This window comes from Shewanella sediminis HAW-EB3 (genome assembly GCF_000018025.1).
In the GTDB taxonomy this organism is placed as follows: domain Bacteria; phylum Pseudomonadota; class Gammaproteobacteria; order Enterobacterales; family Shewanellaceae; genus Shewanella; species Shewanella sediminis.
The window spans coordinates 4,122,973-4,141,711 of sequence record NC_009831.1 but is presented as its reverse complement, the minus strand read 5'-3'; the positions used below and the strand labels follow the sequence as shown (position 1 = coordinate 4,141,711).

Sequence of the window (18,739 nt, the reverse complement as noted above, 5' to 3'; positions counted from 1 at the left end):
TTGCGGATTTTGAATGTCAGGTAAAAAACGAACAGCGAGTTCCTCACGTTGGATGCAGGAACATTTTGATGATCACTATGTCAAATTAGCTCAAAAACGGGGATTTCGTTCGCGAGCCGCGTTTAAAATTGAAGAAATTCAAGAGAAAGATAAATTAATTCGACCGGGGATGACTGTGGTCGATTTAGGGGCAGCCCCTGGTGGTTGGTCTCAAGTTGCCGTTAAACTAGCTGGAGACAATGGTAAAGTTATCGCTTGTGATATTTTACCTATGGATCCAATTGTTGGCGTCGACTTTCTTCAGGGTGATTTTAGAGAGGAAAAGGTGCTCGATGCTTTGCTTACCCGAGTGGGTGATGCAAAAGTCGATGTTGTCTTATCTGACATGGCACCTAATATGAGTGGTACTGGCGGGGTCGATCAGCCTCGAGCTATGTATTTGGTCGAATTAGCATTAGATATGTGTCATCAAGTTTTGGCACCTAACGGTTGTTTTGCTGTAAAAGTCTTTCAGGGGGAGGGCTTTGAAGAGTACATGAAGTCAGTTAGAGAGGCGTTTAAAACCGTCAAAACACGTAAGCCAGACTCTTCGCGAGCTCGTTCGCGCGAAGTCTATCTTGTGGCGACAGGGTATAAGTTGTAGTACCCTAACGTCAGTAATCGCAAGACTCTATGAGGTCTAGTAATTTTGAGTGATATGGCAAAAAATTTAATTCTCTGGGTAGTCATCGCCGTTGTGTTGATGTCTGTGTTTCAGGGTTACTCCCCCTCTTCATCCACAGCGTTGAAGATGGATTATTCCGCTTTTTTAGATGATGTTCGTAGTGGACAGATAAATACTGTCGAAATAAAAAGCGATCAACGTACGATCGAAGGGACTAAGCGTACCGGAGAGAAGTTCACTACTATCATGCCTATGGAAGATAAAGATCTGATTAATGATCTCGATCGTAAAGGCATAACCATGAAGGGGCAGGAAGCTGAAGAGTCTGGGTTCTTAACTCAAATTTTCATCTCGTGGTTCCCTATGTTACTGCTCATCGGTGTATGGATATTCTTCATGCGTCAGATGCAGGGCGGTGGTGGAAAAGGCGCCATGTCTTTTGGTAAGAGTAAAGCTAAGTTGATGAGTGAAGACCAGATTAAAACAACTTTCTCAGACGTCGCCGGTTGCGACGAAGCTAAGGAAGACGTTAAAGAGCTGGTTGATTACCTGAAAGAGCCGACTAAATTCCAAAAGTTGGGTGGTCGAATTCCTACCGGTGTGCTTTTAGTCGGTCCTCCTGGTACGGGTAAAACCTTGCTGGCTAAAGCCATTGCCGGTGAAGCAAAGGTGCCATTTTTTACCATTTCAGGTTCTGATTTTGTCGAGATGTTTGTTGGTGTTGGTGCCTCTCGTGTACGTGACATGTTTGAGCAAGCTAAAAAGTCTGCCCCATGTATCATCTTTATCGATGAGATCGATGCCGTAGGTCGCCAGCGTGGTGCGGGTGTCGGTGGTGGTCACGATGAGCGCGAACAGACACTGAACCAGTTGTTGGTTGAGATGGATGGTTTCGAAGGTAATGAAGGTGTCATCGTTATTGCTGCGACTAACCGTCCGGATGTACTGGATGCTGCACTGCTTCGTCCTGGCCGTTTTGACCGTCAGGTGGTCGTTGGTTTACCTGACGTTCGTGGTCGTGAGCAGATCCTTAAAGTGCATATGCGTAAAGTGCCTCTTGCCGATGATGTTAAAGCGAGTGTTATTGCTCGTGGTACGCCCGGCTTCTCTGGTGCCGACTTGGCAAACTTAGTGAACGAAGCCGCGCTGTTTGCTGCGCGTGGTAGTCGCCGTATCGTTGGTATGGAAGAGTTTGAGAGCGCGAAAGATAAGATCATGATGGGTGCAGAGCGCCGCACTATGGTGATGTCTGAAGAAGATAAAGAGATGACGGCTTATCATGAAGCGGGCCATGCCATCGTTGGTTGCCTCGTACCTGAGCACGACCCTGTGCACAAGGTGACGATTATTCCACGCGGACGTGCCTTAGGCGTGACTTTCTTCTTGCCTGAAGCCGATGCGATAAGTCAGAGTCGACGTAAGTTAGAGAGTCAAATTTCTGTGGCTTATGGTGGACGTTTGGCCGAAGAGATCATCTATGGTAGTGAGAGAGTCTCTACCGGTGCTTCTCAGGATATTAAGTATGCGACTTCGATTGCCCGTAATATGGTGACTCAGTGGGGCTTCTCTGAGAAGTTAGGTCCGGTACTTTATGCCGAAGATGAAAATGAAGTATTTCTGGGTCGAAGCATGGGTAAGACTCAGCATATGTCTGATGAAACTGCCAGCATCATCGATGCGGAAGTCAAAACGATTATCGATAGTAACTATGAGCGAGCACAGAGCTTCCTCAATGATAATATGGACATTCTTCATGCGATGAAAGATGCGTTGATGAAGTATGAAACCATAGATTCAACGATGATCGATGATCTGATGGGGCGCCGAGAGGTTAGTGCACCAGCGGATTGGAATATGGATGATAATGGTTCAAGCAATGATGATACCGGTGGTAAGCCTGCTGAAACTGATAAAAAGGATTCATCTGAAGATGAAGTTAAACCTGAGTCAGAGCAGTGTGCCGCTCCCGATGTTAAAGACATTGATGAGTCAACGGCTAAATAATTGATATTTAGTTGAATGAAGAAAACCCCGTCATGGGGTTTTCTTGTTTTCGGGATCTATACCCAAACGACCTCGAAATGCAGAATTCAGCATTTTGAAGTGGCTTGAGTATAAGTTTTATAGGTTGAACGCTTAGTGTTTCAAATTATCAGTGGTAACAAAAGCCTCTCTCTCGAAAAGCCATTAGTGATGGGTATCCTCAATGTCACCCCCGATTCGTTTTCCGATGGTGGTGAATATTCCAGCTTCGAATTAGCATGCAAGCATGCCGATGAGATGGTCGAACAAGGTGCGAGCTTAATCGATATCGGTGGTGAGTCGACAAGACCCGGTGCCGCCGATGTAAACCTATGCGAAGAGCTTAGCCGAGTGATCCCTCTGGTTGAGTATATTGCTCAGCGTCATGATGTTTGGATATCTATCGATACCAGCAAAGCCGAAGTGATGAAGCAAGCAGTAGAAGCGGGCGCTCATCTTATCAACGACGTACGTGCGCTACAAGAACCCGGCGCTCTAGAGATGGCGGCCAAGTTACGAGTCCCTGTTTGTTTGATGCATATGCAAGGGCAACCCAGAAGTATGCAGACAGCACCTGTCTATAGCGATGTTGTGGATGAAATAAAACTTTTTTTTGAACAGCGTATTCAGGCGTGTTGCGATGCGGGACTGAAACGAGAGCAATTGCTTATTGACCCGGGGTTTGGTTTCGGCAAATCTTTAGCGCATAATTATGAGTTACTCAACAGGCTCGAGGAGTTCAAGTCATTGGGTGCACCAATACTTGTCGGCCTATCTCGTAAGAGTATGATGGGGAACCTGCTTAGCCGTGATGTGTCTGGGCGTCTTGCTGGAAGTTTGGCTGGTGCCATGCTCTCGGCTCAGCGAGGTGCGGACATTCTCAGAGTACACGATGTCCCTGAGACGGTGGATGTGTTGAAGGTGCTGGATGCGACGCGTCATTTCGGTCAGTTGCAATAGACGATTTTAATCGCTAAGTATCTACCCGCACATCGAGGCGGGTGTGGGCATTAATACCAATCGGTATAAGAAAGTGATCTACTCAGAGTTTTTTTTGCAAACTAATTCAAGGCGAATGGTTGATGGAATGGTGCTCCCTTTTGAAGTCATTCAACGCCGAAGTAGGCAGCAAAAAAACACTCCTGAAAGGCGAGTTTTAGCGCATCTGATGCAGTGTTAACGAGCTTAAACGTAGAATAACTATGTTCTTCACTCGTTGCCTTGCCTCAGAAGCGCTAAACTCTCGCTGAGCGATCACGTCTTTATACTGATTGGTATAACAATCGAGAATTTATTATTCAGCTTCAGTTATGAATGAAGCGGTAGAGTAAGAGATATTATTATTTTCATATTCCGGTTTCGGCTTTGAATCCGGAATACTTGATGGGGTTATTTACGTGAGAAAATTTTTTGGAACTGACGGCATTCGAGGTAAGGTCGGTGCGGGTAAAATGACGCCCGAATTAGCGCTAAAGCTTGGATGGGCTGCGGGGCGAGTATTATCCAGATCCGGTACTAAGAAAGTCATTATCGGTAAAGACACCCGAATTTCAGGTTATCTTTTTGAATCGGCGATGGAAGCGGGTTTATCGGCTGCCGGACTTAACGTGATGTTGATGGGCCCTATGCCCACGCCAGCGGTCGCCTACTTAACGCGTACCTTCAGAGCCGAGGCCGGTGTGGTGATCAGTGCATCTCATAACCCCTACTATGATAACGGTATTAAGTTTTTCTCAAACGACGGTAGTAAGCTCGATGATGAGGTTGAGCTGGAGATCGAACGTGAACTCGATAAGCCCCTGACCTGTGTCGAGTCGCATCTGTTGGGCAAGGTGTCACGTATAGACGATGCACCGGGACGTTATATCGAATACTGTAAGGGGAACTTCCCTGCCGAGCATACTCTGCATGGTTTGAAGATTGTTGTGGATTGTGCCCATGGCGCAACCTATCACATAGCACCAAGCGTATTTAGAGAATTGGGCGCCGAGGTGATAGCCATAGGTGATAAGCCAGATGGTCTGAATATCAACCATGAAGTGGGTGCCACTTCTATGGGGAAAATCCGTGAAACCGTTATTGGTGAAAATGCCGATCTGGGTATCGCGCTAGACGGTGACGGCGATCGGATCATGATGGTTAACCGTCATGGTAAAGTCATCGATGGTGATGAAATCCTCTATATTCTGGCTTATGATGCCCAATCGCGAGGTGTCTTGCGCGGCGGCGTGGTTGGAACACTGATGTCAAACTTAGGTCTGGACCTTGCTCTGCAGGAGCTGGATATCCCGTTTGATCGCTCTAACGTGGGCGATCGCTATGTGATGACCATGATGAAGGAGAAGGGCTGGCGTATCGGTGGTGAAAACTCGGGTCATATCTTGAATCTGGACCATGGCACTACCGGCGATGGTATCGTTGCCGGTATTTTGGTATTAGCTGCGATGCGTCGACGTAACGCCACGTTAGAGGAGCTGACCGAGAACATTAAGATGTTACCTCAGGTGCTGGTCAATGTCCGGTTCGAGGGGGCACACAACCCACTCGAGTCAGAACAGGTCCTGGCTGCAAAGAGTGAAGTCGAAGCACTACTGGGTGAACGCGGTCGTGTATTGCTGCGTAAGTCAGGAACTGAGCCCCTGATTAGGGTCATGGTCGAGGGCGATGTCGAAGCCGATGTGATAAAACACGCCAATTATATTGCCGATGCGGTTAGAAACTTAGTTTAACCGGCAATCAACCCAAATGTGATTGTTATGGCTAAACATATTCAGATATTCCATGTTTAGCCTGTTTTTGAATCACACTTGATTAATAAATGGGTCGGAGCGTGTAAAAAAACATCGTTCCGACCAGAGAATCAAAATATTACCACTTTTGCTATTGTAACTTCATGAGTGGTTCGCTATTATTCTCGCCGCTTTCAGAGGAGACAGAGATGGCACTCAGACGTCCAATGGTCGCTGGTAACTGGAAAATGAATGGCAGTGCGCAATTAGCGCTGGAGTTATTCAATAAATTCGCTACTAAGCTTCAAGATGATTCAGCGGAAGTGGTCTTATGCCCACCAAGCATATATCTAGAAAGTGTACGTCAGCAGTTAGACGCTAATAAAGACGCTTTAAATGGTTGTCTTGTCAGAATGGGCGCACAAAACCTGAGTCAACATGACTTCGGTGCTTATACTGGTGAAGTGTCAGGGCAGATGTTAAAGGATTCAGGATGCCGATATGTTATTATCGGACACTCCGAACGTCGCCGTATGTACGGAGAGACGAGTGATATCGTTGCTGAGAAGTTTGCAGCAGCACAAAAACATGGTTTGACCCCAATACTTTGTGTTGGTGAGTCCGGTCCAGCTAGAGAAGCGAGAAGAACTTTTGAAGTTATCGCCGAAGAGTTAGATGTGGTCATTGAAAAAAATGGCACCATGGCATTTGATAACGCGATTATCGCCTATGAGCCTTTATGGGCTGTAGGAACCGGTAAGAGTGCTACGCCAGAGCAGGCACAGGAAGTTCATGCGTTTATACGCAAACGCCTCTCTGAAGTGTCTCCATATATTGGAGAAAATATCAGGATTTTGTACGGTGGTAGCGTAACACCGAGTAATGCTGCAGATCTATTTGCACAACCTGATGTAGATGGTGGATTGATTGGCGGTGTGAGCTTAAACTCTACCGAGTTTCTAAGTTTATGTTCCATAGCGATGAGCGCATAATATGTACGAAGTATTAATGGTTGTTTACTTGGTGGTTGCAATTGGTCTAGTAGGACTGATTCTAATCCAGCAAGGTAAAGGTGCTGACATGGGAGCCTCTTTTGGCGCCGGTGCATCAGCTACTCTGTTCGGTTCATCAGGTGCTGGTAACTTTTTGACCCGTTCAACTGCAGTTTTAGCGATTGGTTTTTTTGCTCTTAGCCTGACTATCGGCAACTTGAGCGCTAACCATACTAAGTCTGAAGATGCATGGAAAGATTTGAGCTCAGATGCTGCTCAAGTTACCGAACAGGTAACAGAGCAAGTTAAGCAAGAGAGCGAAAAGTCTGAAGAGAAAATTCCAGACTAAGCCAAATTCTCTGGAAGTTGGTAGGGACTAAATAATTAGTTCCTTTTATCAAGGTCGTGATCACCTCAATGTCACAACAAAGGCCTGATAATAAAGAGTAACAATCACATGCGGATGTGGTGGAATTGGTAGACACGCCAGCTTGAGGGGCTGGTGAGCGCAAGCTCGTGGGGGTTCAAGTCCCCCCATCCGCACCAAATTTTTGGTTTCTTAATTTGAAATCAAAGATAATAATGCAAACATCAGTTTTGCTTTATTATTGCAAGTAGAGTGAAATCTCAATATACTTGCACCAGTTGACGCGGGGTGGAGCAGTTTGGTAGCTCGTCGGGCTCATAACCCGAAGGTCGTCGGTTCAAATCCGGCCCCCGCAACCAGCTTCTCAGTAACAGGCTATAATAGTCTCTTATTGTTTACAGGTTCTAAACTCAACGACCTCGTTATTACGGGGTTTTTTGTTATCTGGGACTTAAAGAATGCCGTTTTTACGGCGTTATACTGGGGCTATATGTCCCTTTTTTGTTTTTCGGGGGGTAACCTTGGCAACTATAGAAAATAGACTGGAAGAGATGCTTAAATCTCCAGTTGAAGCACTTGGCCACACGCTTTGGGGTTTGGAGTATGTTCAAGCAGGCAAACACTCAATCCTACGAGTATATATAGATAATGAAAAAGGCATTTTCATCGAAGATTGTGCCGAAACCAGCCGTCAGGTCAGTGCTGTGCTCGATGTTGAGGATCCCATTTCAACCGAATACACATTAGAAGTTTCCTCTCCCGGTGTAGACAGGCCGCTATTTAAAGCTGAGCAATATGCTGCTTACATCGATGAGACTGTAAAGATTCAACTGACTATGCCTGTTGCGGGTAGTCGTAATTTAAAGGGGACCATCACAGGTATTGAGGGGCAGATGCTCTCATTGACAGTCGATGGTAACGAACTGATTATTGCTTTGGATAATATCCGTAAAGGCAACCTAATCGCTAAGTTTTGATGGATTCAAAAATCAACGAGGCAAGAGGATGAATAAAGAGATTCTGCTAGTCACTGAGGCGGTTTCAAATGAGAAAGGTGTTCCTCGCGAAAAGATTTTCGAAGCGCTGGAAATAGCCTTAGCTACAGCAACTAAGAAAAAGTATGAAGGTGACATCGAAGTTCGTGTCGAGATCGATCGTAAGACGGGTGCTTATGAAACTTTCCGTCGTTGGATGGTTGTTGAAGACACAGGTGAGCCTTTAGAGAACCCTTTTAGTGAAATTACACTGGAAGCCGCTCAATTTGAAGAGCCTGAAATTCAGCTTGGCGAGTATATCGAAGACGATATCGAATCAGTGGTATTCGACCGTATTACGACTCAAACTGCGAAACAAGTGATCGTACAGAAAGTACGTGAAGCCGAACGAGCTCAAATAGTCGATCAGTTTAAAGACAAAGAAGGTGAGTTAATCACCGGTGTCGTTAAGAAGAGTAATCGCGAAAGTGTCGTGGTCGATTTGGGCAGCAATGCAGATGCAGTGTTGTTTAAAGAAGATCTGATTTCTCGTGAAAGCTTCCGTCCTGGTGACCGTGTTCGTGCATTGCTATTTGCCGTTCGTCCTGAAGCTCGTGGCGCTCAACTGTTCTTGACTCGTACTAAGCCGGATATGCTGATTGAGCTTTTCCGTGTAGAAGTGCCGGAAATTGCCGATGAGATGATCGAGATCATGGGTGCCGCTCGTGATCCTGGTTCACGCGCAAAGATCGCTGTTAAATCCAATGACCGTCGTATCGATCCAATCGGTGCCTGTGTTGGTATGCGTGGTGCTCGTGTACAGGCCGTTTCGAATGAGCTTAATGGTGAGCGTGTCGATATCGTGCTTTGGGACGATAACCCAGCTCAGTATGTGATCAATGCAATGGCTCCGGCCGATGTAGCTTCTATCATCGTTGATGAAGATAACCACTCGATGGATATCGCCGTTGAAGCCGATAGCTTAGCGCAGGCAATTGGCCGTAATGGTCAGAACGTTCGTTTGGCGACTCAACTTTCTGGTTGGGAACTTAACGTGATGACAGTTGCCGATATGCAAGCTAAGCATCAAGCTGAAAGTGCAAAAGTTGTGAACTTGTTCGTTACTTCTTTAGAAGTCGATGAAGATTTCGCACAAGTGCTTGCAGATGAAGGCTTTACCTCGCTGGAAGAGGTTGCTTATGTGCCAGCATCTGAGCTTATGGACATTGATGGATTCGACGAAGATATCGTTGAAACCTTAAGAGAGCGCGCTAAGGCTGCGATCTCTACTCGTGCACTCGCTTCAGAAGAAGCCCTTGATGGTGCCGAGCCAAGTGAGGACCTACTTGCACTCGAAGGTCTAGAGAGACATCTAGCGTTTGTATTCGCGAGTAAAGGCGTTATTACACTAGAAGATTTAGCCGAACAAGGCATTGATGACTTGATCGACATTGAAGAATTGACAGAAGAAAAGGCTGGTGAGCTCATCATGGCAGCCCGTAATATCTGTTGGTTTGGCGACGAAGAATAACTCGCTCAACAGAGGGGATTTTACAGATGGCAGATACAACAGTAGAAAAGCTGGCCAGTGAAGTAGGAAAAAGTGCAGACAGATTAGTTGAGCAGTTTTCCGAGGCCGGTATTAAGAAATCTAAAGCTGACACGGTTTCCGAGTCAGAAAAGCAACAATTGCTAGAATTTTTGAAGAAGCAACATGGCGGCGAATCGGCTCCAACTAAAATGACACTACAGCGTAAGTCAGTGTCTACCTTGAGCGTAGGTTCTGGTAGTGCTTCAAAAGACGTAAAAGTTGAAGTTCGCAAGAAGCGTACTTTCGTTAAGCGTGATCCTGCTGCAGATGCTGAAGCTGAAGCGGCTGCGAAAGCGGAAGCAGAAGTTAAAGCTGCTGAAGAAGCGGCTTCAAAAGCGAAAGCCGATGCCGAAGCTAAAGCTAAAGCAGAAGCCAAGGCTAAAGCCGATGCCGAAGCGAAAGAGAAGGCTAAAGCCAGCGCTGCTGAGAAAGCTAAGCCTGTAGCGGTTACCGCCGAAGAGAAAGCGGCGCAAGATGAAGCCGACAAGCTTCAAGCTGCAAAAGATACAGCTGCTAAAGCTAAGGCTGATGAAGAAGCCAAAGCGGCTGCAGAAATCGCGAGAAAGCTTGCTGAAGAAAACTCTGCTCGTTGGGCTGAAGAAGAGAAACAACGTAAAGAATCAGAGAAGACTGGTGATCATCACGTAACGACTTCTACAGAGGCGCGTGCAGCGGAAGATACTGCCGATGCTAATGCCGAGAAGCGCGGTCGTCGTCCTCGTAAAGCTACGCCTGCACCAGCGGCTGCACCAGCAAATACTGGTAAAGGCAAGCGTCGTGGCGGCAAAGATAACCGTCGTGATAGCCGTAATGCACGCGGTGGACGTAATGCCCGTAACAATCGTAGTGTCGCGCCTGAGTCTATGGACCATGCATTCACTAAGCCTGTTGCCGCAGTTAAAACTGATGTAAGCATTGGTGAAACGGTTTCAGTTTCTGAACTGGCATCTAAGATGTCAATTAAGGCCACTGAAATCATCAAGCAGATGATGAAGATGGGCTCTATGGTTACGATTAACCAGGTGCTTGATCAAGAAACTGCTCAACTTGTTGCCGAAGAGATGGGACATAAAGTTGTTCTGACACGTGAAAACGAACTAGAACATCAAGTGCTTGCGGATCGTGACGCTAATATTCAAGCCGAATCACGTGCTCCGGTTGTGACTATCATGGGTCACGTTGACCACGGTAAGACCTCACTACTTGACTACATTCGTCGTGCTAAAGTTGCCTCAGGCGAAGCCGGTGGTATTACCCAGCATATCGGTGCATACCACGTTGAAACTGACAATGGCATGATCACTTTCCTCGACACTCCTGGTCACGCGGCATTTACTGCCATGCGTGCTCGTGGTGCGCAGGCAACTGATATCGTTATCTTGGTTGTTGCAGCAGATGATGGCGTTATGCCACAGACAATTGAAGCGATTCAACACGCGAAAGCGGGTGGCGTACCTCTGATTGTTGCAGTGAACAAGATTGATAAGCCAGAAGCCGATCCTGAGCGTGTGAAGAGTGAACTTTCACAGCACGGTGTTATGTCTGAAGACTGGGGCGGAAACAACATGTTTGTTCACGTTTCAGCTAAGAGCGGTGAAGGTATCGATGAGCTGCTTGAAGGTATTCTTCTTGAAGCTGAAGTACTCGAGCTTAAGGCTATTAAAGAAGGCATGGCTGCAGGTGTGGTTGTTGAGTCTAAGTTGGATAAGGGCCGTGGCCCGGTTGCAACTGTATTGGTTCAGGAAGGTACACTTAAGCAAGGCGATATCGTTCTTTGTGGTCTGGAATACGGTAAAGTTCGTGCTATGCGCGATGAAAATGGCAGAGCTATCAAAGAAGCCGGTCCGTCAATTCCTGTAGAGATCTTAGGTCTTTCAGGTGTACCGTCTGCAGGTGATGAAGCGACAGTGGTTCGTGATGAGCGTAAAGCTCGTGAAGTTGCACTCTATCGTCAAGGTAAATTCCGTGATGTTAAGCTTGCACGTCAGCAGAAGTCTAAGCTTGAAAACATGTTTGCTAACATGGTTGAAGGTGAAGTTCAGGAACTAAACATCATCCTTAAGGCTGATGTACAAGGTTCACTCGAAGCGATTGCAGACTCGTTGAACAAGCTTTCAACTGATGAAGTTAAAGTTAATATCATCGCCCGCGGCGTTGGTGGTTTGACTGAGACTGACGCTTCACTCGCTGCAGCTTCTAATGCCATTATGATCGGTTTCAACATTCGTGCCGATGCACAGGCTCGTAAAGTTATTGATGCTGAAAGTGTAGATCTACGTTACTACAGCGTTATCTATCATTTGATTGATGAAGTCAGAAATGCGATGAGCGGTCTACTTGCTCCTGAATTTAAGCAAGTGATTCTTGGTCTTGCTGAAGTTCGTGATGTGTTTAAGTCTCCTAAGATTGGTGCTATCGCCGGTTGTATGGTTACTGAAGGTACCATCAAGCGTAGCGCACCAATTCGCGTACTTCGTGAAAACGTTGTTATCTATGAAGGTGAGCTAGAGTCACTTCGTCGATTTAAAGATGACGTTGCTGATGTTCGTAACGGAATGGAATGTGGTATCGGTGTGAAGAACTATAATGATGTCAGAGTTGGCGATCAGATAGAGGTCTTCGAAACAATCGAAATAGCACGCTCCTTAGAAGAGTAAAGCGTTAAGGGGGCGGCGTTAGCCGCCCTTTTTATTTAGATAGCTTTCATGGGAAAACTATTTATTTACAACATAATGGCAAATTATTATGGCAAGAGAATTTAGTCGAACACGTCGTATTGCACAGCAGTTACAACAAGAGTTGGCTCAAGTGTTACAGCGTGATATGAAAGACCCTCGTATCGGTTTTGTTACAGTCAATGACGTTGATGTATCACGTGACTTGAGCTACGCGAAGGTTTATGTGACTTTCTTTGAAGAAGACGAAAAGCTTGTTCAAGAGAAGGTTGAGGCGTTAGATGCTGCTGCCGGTTACATACGTTCATTAGTCGCAGGGCGTATGAAATTGCGGGTCATGCCTGAACTTCGTTTTATCTACGACAGCTCGTTGGTAGAAGGCATGCGTATGTCTAACCTGGTTTCTCGTGTGATCAGCGATGATGAAGCAAAGCAGAAGCAACATGGTGATCAGCAAGATGTATCGCAAAGCAGCGATGACAAGTCGGAAGGTGAAGACTAATGGCTCGTCGTCCTCGTGGTCGCTTTATCGATGGAATACTACTCCTGGATAAAGATACAGGCATGAGTTCGAACTTTGCTCTGCAGAGGGTAAAGCGCATTTTTAATGCAGCTAAAGCGGGCCATACCGGTGCGCTGGACCCATTAGCAACGGGCATGCTTCCTATCTGCCTTGGAGAGGCGACAAAGTTCTCTCAGCATCTTCTTGACGCCGATAAGCGATATACCGTAACGGCTAAGCTTGGGGAACGAACGGATACCAGTGATTCTGACGGCGAAGTGGTACAGACCCGTCCCGTTAATTTTAGCCAAGAGCTATTGATGGAGTCATTGGATTACTTTCGTGGTGAAACCATGCAAGTCCCTTCCATGTACTCGGCGCTCAAGTATCAAGGTCAACCTCTGTATAAATATGCCCGTGAAGGCATAGAGGTTCCCAGAGAGGCACGTCCAATCAATGTATTTGAGCTTAACTTTATCAGCCTGGAAGGCGATGAGTTAACGCTGGATATTCATTGCTCTAAAGGGACTTATATTCGCACTATCACCGATGATCTTGGTGAGATGTTAGGTTGTGGCGCTCATGTGATCATGTTACGCAGAACGCAGGTTGCTGAATATCCTTACGAGCGTATGGTCAGCCTTGAGCAGCTTAACGAGATGGTGGCCAAAGCCGAGGCTGAAGAGATAGAGCCTAAAACTGTGCTGGACCCCCTGTTATTGCCTATGGACACGGCTGTCAGCAAGTTTAAGGAAATTAACTTATCTGACAACGTTGCGCCATATTTGATGAACGGAAACCCTGTTCAAGCGCCTGTAATCGATGGGCTTGATGACGGGGAAATAGTTCGGATCACCATTGGCGATGAACATAAATTTGTTGGTATTGGTTCTATGAATGGTGATGGCTTATTAGCACCTAAACGCTTGATTGTGGTGCGTGATCCATCTTCTGAGTCAAACTGATTATATCGAATTCTATCTGTATTGGGCTTTATCTAGCTTAGGTTACAGATAGTTATTGCGTATCTTATCTAGAATAGGTAAAATGCCGCGCTCACTTTAGCTGAGTTAGTGATTGGCTAAAGCTTATTAATGCATTATTTGGAGAGACAAAATGTCACTAAATGCTGAACAAACTGCAACAATCCTGGCTGAATTCGGTCGTAGTGAAGGCGATACTGGTTCTACTGAAGTTCAGGTAGCTCTTTTAACTGCACAGATTAACCATCTGCAAGGTCACTTTAAAGAGCACAAGCATGATCATCACTCACGTCGTGGTCTTTTACGTATGGTAAACACACGTCGTAAACTTCTTGCATACCTGAAGCGTACTGAAAATGTTCGTTACCAGGAACTAATCAAGAAGCTAGGTCTACGTCGTTAATATCGACTGGATTTAGATAAAGGAGGCTTAGGCCTCCTTTTTTATTGCCTGTAAAAAAGGGAAGGAAGACAAAGTTCCTAGGTACGAGGTAGGGTCGACGAAATTCCTTATGTAGGAGCGGCTTTAGCCGCGAATGTTTAAAGTCAAAGAGTCGTAAGCTATAAGTGGTAAGAAAGCTACCTTGCTGGGCTAGAGATAGAGCGGTAAGGCTGTACTGGGCTAGGAGATGGACATAAAAGATGTGGACGGTGAAGCAAGCTCGGATGACATTTGAAGTCACAAGCCAGAGGGGGAGATCTTCAAGTTAGCAGAAGGTTGCAAATACTTAAGAGCTTATTAAACTATTCTGCTCGACCCTCGACCCTCGACCCTCGACCCTCGACCCTCGACCCTCGACCCTCGACCCTCGACCCTCGACCCTCGACCCTCGACCCTCGACCCTCGACCCTCGACCCTCGACCTAGATATGGCTGATACTCGCAGTTTGAGGTTTAATATAGCTATCTTCAAACTCTTTCTGTGTTACAGGCTTGCTGAAATAAAACCCTTGGCCTATCTGGCAATTATTACTGTTTAACCAATCCAACTGCTCTCGAGTTTCAATTCCCTCGGCAACGATGTTTAAGTTGAGCTGTTGACCTAACATCAAAATGGTCGATGCGATCGCACTCTCATTCGGAAGGTCGGTGACGAAACAGCGGTCGATTTTCATCGTAGTGATGGGCAGATGTCTCAGATAGGAGAGTGAAGAGTAACCCGTTCCAAAATCATCCACTGCGATACCAAACCCAGTTGATTTAAGTTGCTGAAGTTTAGATATGGCAAGCTCAATATCATTCATCAGTGAGGTTTCTGTTATCTCAATTTCAAGCAGATCGGGACTAATTTGATACCTGAGTGCTAACTGTTTGATGTCGGGCACTAAGCTGGCGTCTGCAAACTGCTGAGAGGCAACGTTGACAGCGATGGGTAAAGCGAAGTTATATTCCTTTTTCCATTTTCTGATTGTTTTACAGGCTTCTTCGATGACCCAACGCCCGATAGGGATAATAATTCCAGTCTCTTCAGCCACGGGAATAAAGGACATTGGACTGATTAAGCGGCCATCTTTTTGCCATCTGATGAGGGCTTCACAGGCGACAACCTTGCCGGTTTTAATATCGAACTTAGGCTGATAATGAAGTACAAACTCTCCATTTTTCAGTGCGTCATGCAGTGAGGCTTCGGTACGGAGCCTTACCGCCGCACGTTCAGTCATCTGCTGTTTGAAAAACGCCCATTGATTAGAACCTGCAGCCTTGGCGCTGTACATAGCGATATCGGCATGACGAATAAGATCTTCTGCGCTCATTCCATCATCTGGATAGATGGATATACCTACTGAGGCGGCAGGATGGATAGTATGCTCATTGAGCTGCATGGGAGTATTGAGCTGGAGCAGAAGCTTGTCGACAAAGTCCGCTGCTTGATCCGGAGATCGGATCTCGTCGGCTAAGATAACAAATTCATCCCCACCGAGTCTGGCTACGGTCCCGTTATCCCCGACTACGCGTTCGAGTACCCGAGCAATTCGTGCTAAAAACTGGTCTCCAATCGCATGTCCGAGTGAGTCATTGATATTTTTGAATCTATCGAGATCGATAAACAACATACAGAATTGATGTTTATGAACACGCGCTCTTTGAATCGTGACTGCAATCGTTTCCAGTAATAAAGTACGATTTGGTAGGCCAGTTAATGGATCTCGGGTCGCCATTTTTCTGAGCTTACTTTGTGTCTGACCAAATTGAATAAGAATTTGATTAAACTTGGATGTGACCAAACCTAATTCATCATCAGTATGTGATTTAGCCATGGGGAGTAAGTTTTCATCGGGAGATTCAGGATCAATTTTGTCGATCGCTTCACTGATCTCAGCAATAGGTTTAGTTAAAAAACGGTGAAAGACGATGGAGAGTACTAATGTGATAAGTAGTGCTCGAGCTAAAGTGGCGATCAAGCTGAATTTGAGTTGAGAGAAAAGTGAATCTGTCAGCCCTTGGGTATCATAAAAAACCGTTAATGTGCCAATAAGCTGCTGTTTCTCTGTGCCTTCAAAATAAAAAGGTCGATAAAGAGAACGAGAGATCTCCTTCAGGTCACCAAAGAGTTTGTTGCTGAAGTCTTCAAAGATATTTGGATATGACTTCTTACTTAGGACCGAAACAAACAGTGAGCCATCATCGAGCTCTATTACAGCCGAACCTACGTGTTCAACTTTTAGTACGCCCTCTAATGTTTGTTTGGCCAAATTGTCATCGAGTGCCCAGACGGCATTGGCCGCAGGTTGCTCCACCGAATCGAGCAATTCAGTTTGTGAGTCCTTAAGACCATCTCTAGCAGACACTCCTACCAGTGCAATTTCGACAATAAAAATCGCAATCGCAAAGAATAGTGCGGAAAAAACGACAAGACTCGTCTGTTTCCAAGTAAGAGATTTAAAGCCTGCATTCATTTGACCATCCTTTATACCAGTGAACTGATACCAAAAATTCAGGTTTTACGGCTATTCCAAAAGGAATTTTTCCAGATACTACTCACTTTAGAGAAAAGTTTCTGCTTTGTCATCACTATGTGCTCTTTATCTATTGATTAGAGATGAAGTATACTTGTCCGCGAAATTAAGGTAATTAAAATTAAGGAATGGTTCACGTGAATCCAATCGTAAAGAGTTTTGAATATGGTCAGCACACAGTCACGCTAGAGACTGGTGTTATTGCACGTCAAGCCGATGCCGCCGTTTTGGCAAGTATGGGTGATACCACAGTATTGGTTACTGTTGTTGGGAAGAAATTTGAAGAGCCAGGTCGTGACTTTTTTCCACTAACTGTTAATTACCAGGAAAAGACTTACGCTGCGGGTAAGATCCCTGGTGGTTTTTTCAAGCGTGAAGGCCGTCCATCTGAAAGCGAAACATTGATTGCCCGCCTTATTGACCGTCCAATCCGTCCACTATTCCCAAATGGCTTCAAGAATGAAGTTCAGGTAATTATCACAGTAGTTTCTGTCGATCCTGAAATCAACCCTGATGTTATTTCGATGATTGGTACTTCAGCTGCATTGGCTATATCTGGTCTGCCTTTCAATGGCCCACTAGGTGTGGCACGTGTTGGTTATACTGACGGCGAATATGTTCTTAACCCGAATGTCAGTCAACTTGTTGATAGTGATCTTGACCTGATTGTTGCCGGTACTCAAGGTGCTGTCTTGATGGTTGAGTCTGAAGCGGCTGCACTTCCAGAAGAAGTGATGTTAGGTGGTGTTGTTTACGGACACGACCAGCAGCAAGTTGTTATCAGTGCCATTAACGAGCTAAAAGCTGAAGCAAGCAAGCCTGCATGGGATTGGACAGCTCCAGTTCAAGACGCAGACCTTGTTGCTAAAATTAAAGATTTAGCCGAGGCCGAGATGGCCGCTGCTTACCAAATTGAAGTTAAGCAAGATCGTTACACTCAAGTTGGCGTTGTAAAGTCTGCTGCTAAAGAAGCATTATTGGCTGAAAACCCAGAAGCTGATTTGCGCGAAATCGACGGCCTTCTTGGTAGCTTAGAGAAGCAAGTAGTACGTAGCCGTATTATTGCCGGCAACCCGCGTATCGATGGTCGTGAACCTGATATGGTTCGTGGCTTGAACGTGATGGCTGGTGTACTGCCACGTACCCACGGTAGTGCTTTGTTCACTCGTGGTGAAACTCAGGCACTAGTGACTTGTACTCTAGGTACGGAGCGTGATGCTCAGAAAGTTGACAGCATCATGGGCGAGTACACTAACCGCTTTATGCTGCACTATAACTTCCCTCCATATTCTGTTGGTGAAACAGGTTTTGTTGGTTCACCTAAGCGTCGCGAAATTGGTCACGGTAAGCTAGCATGGCGCGGTATCAATGCCGTTATGCCTTCTGCTGAAGAGTTCCCATACAGCGTTCGTGTTGTATCTGAAATCACTGAATCAAACGGTTCAAGCTCTATGGCTTCTGTTTGTGGTACTTCACTTGCTCTTATGGATGCGGGTGTACCAATTAAGACCTCTGTTGCTGGTATCGCTATGGGTCTGGTTAAAGAAGGTGACGATTTCGTCGTTCTTTCTGACATCTTGGGTGATGAAGATCATCTTGGTGATATGGACTTTAAAGTTGCTGGTACTCGTGATGGTATTACTGCACTGCAGATGGATATCAAGATTGAAGGTATCAATAAAGAGATCATGCAGATCGCATTGCAGCAAGCCTATGGCGCACGTGTTCATATCCTGAATGTTATGGACCAGGCTATCGGTGAGCACCGTGATGATATCTCTGATCACGCTCCACGTATCACAACGCTTAAGATTAACCCTGAGAAGATCCGTGACGTGATTGGTAAAGGTGGTGCAACTATCCGCGCACTTACCGAAGAGACGGGTACAACTATCGAACTTGAAGATGACGGTACCGTTAAGATCGCATCTGCAAACGGTGATGCAACGAAAGAAGCAATCCGTCGTATCGAAGAGATCACTGCAGAAGTTGAAGTCGGTACTATCTACAATGGTAAAGTTGTTCGTATCGTTGATTTCGGTGCGTTCGTTACTATTCTTCCGGGTAAAGATGGTCTGGTTCATATCTCTCAGATTGCTGAAGAGCGTGTAGCTAACGTATCTGACTACCTACAAGTAGGTCAGGAAGTGAAGGTTAAGGTGATGGAAGTCGATCGCCAGGGCCGTGTACGTCTTTCTATGAAAGAAGCTGCGCCTAAAGCTGAAGCAGCTCCAGCCGAGTAAACCTATCTTGTAAAGATATGTTGAATATGAAAGGGGACCT

Annotated in this window: 14 protein-coding genes and 2 tRNA genes; 15 read left to right on the top strand and 1 reads right to left on the bottom strand. The window is 45.8% G+C overall.

Annotated elements, in window-relative coordinates; translation table 11 throughout:
- The first annotated feature begins 13 nt into the window (after positions 1–13).
- From rlmE to rpsO, 14 genes are all read left to right on the top strand, one after another.
- Complete coding sequence (gene rlmE / locus SSED_RS17760; protein ID WP_012143731.1) at positions 14–643, top strand: 23S rRNA (uridine(2552)-2'-O)-methyltransferase RlmE; 630 nt, start codon at positions 14–16, stop codon at positions 641–643.
- A 45-nt stretch (positions 644–688) separates the two neighbouring features.
- On the top strand, positions 689–2,668 hold the full coding sequence (ftsH, locus tag SSED_RS17755; RefSeq protein WP_012143730.1) for an ATP-dependent zinc metalloprotease FtsH: 1,980 nt from the start codon (positions 689–691) through the stop codon (positions 2,666–2,668).
- Positions 2,669–2,803: 135 nt separating this feature from the next.
- The gene (folP, locus tag SSED_RS17750) at positions 2,804–3,646 is read left to right on the top strand and encodes a dihydropteroate synthase (protein WP_012143729.1); all 843 of its coding nucleotides are present in this window, start codon (positions 2,804–2,806) and stop codon (positions 3,644–3,646) included.
- Between the two features lie 431 nt (positions 3,647–4,077).
- Positions 4,078–5,415 carry a phosphoglucosamine mutase gene (gene glmM, locus SSED_RS17745; RefSeq protein ID WP_086022453.1) on the top strand — a complete coding sequence of 446 codons (1,338 nt, stop codon included), beginning with the start codon at positions 4,078–4,080 and terminating at the stop codon, positions 5,413–5,415.
- Between the two features lie 209 nt (positions 5,416–5,624).
- Positions 5,625–6,407, top strand: a complete 783-nt coding sequence (gene tpiA, locus SSED_RS17740) for a triose-phosphate isomerase (protein ID WP_012143727.1) — start codon at positions 5,625–5,627, stop codon at positions 6,405–6,407.
- Position 6,408: 1 nt separating this feature from the next.
- A complete protein-coding gene (gene secG, locus SSED_RS17735; RefSeq protein WP_012143726.1) occupies positions 6,409–6,756 on the top strand; it encodes a preprotein translocase subunit SecG in 348 nt (115 codons plus the stop codon).
- Positions 6,757–6,866: 110 nt separating this feature from the next.
- A tRNA-Leu gene (locus SSED_RS17730) sits at positions 6,867–6,953 on the top strand.
- A 103-nt stretch (positions 6,954–7,056) separates the two neighbouring features.
- Positions 7,057–7,133: transfer RNA gene (locus tag SSED_RS17725), tRNA-Met, on the top strand.
- 162 nt (positions 7,134–7,295) lie between these two features.
- Positions 7,296–7,751, top strand: coding sequence for a ribosome maturation factor RimP (rimP, locus tag SSED_RS17720; RefSeq protein WP_041421777.1), 456 nt, complete (start codon positions 7,296–7,298; stop codon positions 7,749–7,751).
- Between the two features lie 28 nt (positions 7,752–7,779).
- Positions 7,780–9,279: a transcription termination factor NusA gene (gene nusA / locus SSED_RS17715; RefSeq protein WP_012143724.1), complete on the top strand. Its 1,500-nt coding sequence runs from the start codon at positions 7,780–7,782 to the stop codon at positions 9,277–9,279.
- A 26-nt stretch (positions 9,280–9,305) separates the two neighbouring features.
- Positions 9,306–11,996, top strand: coding sequence for a translation initiation factor IF-2 (gene infB / locus SSED_RS17710; RefSeq protein WP_012143723.1), 2,691 nt, complete (start codon positions 9,306–9,308; stop codon positions 11,994–11,996).
- An 88-nt stretch (positions 11,997–12,084) separates the two neighbouring features.
- Complete coding sequence (gene rbfA, locus SSED_RS17705) at positions 12,085–12,516, top strand: 30S ribosome-binding factor RbfA (protein WP_012143722.1); 432 nt, start codon at positions 12,085–12,087, stop codon at positions 12,514–12,516.
- Positions 12,516–13,481 (top strand): tRNA pseudouridine(55) synthase TruB, encoded by a 966-nt coding sequence (truB, locus tag SSED_RS17700; protein WP_012143721.1) that lies wholly within the window; start codon positions 12,516–12,518, stop codon positions 13,479–13,481. The genes rbfA and truB overlap by 1 nt, the downstream gene beginning before the upstream one ends.
- Before the next feature lie 151 nt (positions 13,482–13,632).
- Positions 13,633–13,902, top strand: a complete 270-nt coding sequence (gene rpsO / locus SSED_RS17695) for a 30S ribosomal protein S15 (RefSeq protein WP_012143720.1) — start codon at positions 13,633–13,635, stop codon at positions 13,900–13,902.
- 460 nt (positions 13,903–14,362) lie between these two features.
- Here the strand turns inward: rpsO and SSED_RS17690 are convergent, their stop codons facing one another.
- Entirely contained in the window at positions 14,363–16,396 is a 2,034-nt protein-coding gene (locus SSED_RS17690) for a putative bifunctional diguanylate cyclase/phosphodiesterase (protein ID WP_012143719.1), read from the bottom strand.
- A gap of 197 nt (positions 16,397–16,593) precedes the next feature.
- On the opposite strand from SSED_RS17690, the gene pnp reads away from it, so the two are divergent.
- Positions 16,594–18,699, top strand: a complete 2,106-nt coding sequence (gene pnp, locus SSED_RS17685) for a polyribonucleotide nucleotidyltransferase (RefSeq protein ID WP_041421776.1) — start codon at positions 16,594–16,596, stop codon at positions 18,697–18,699.
- Positions 18,700–18,739 lie beyond the last annotated feature (40 nt).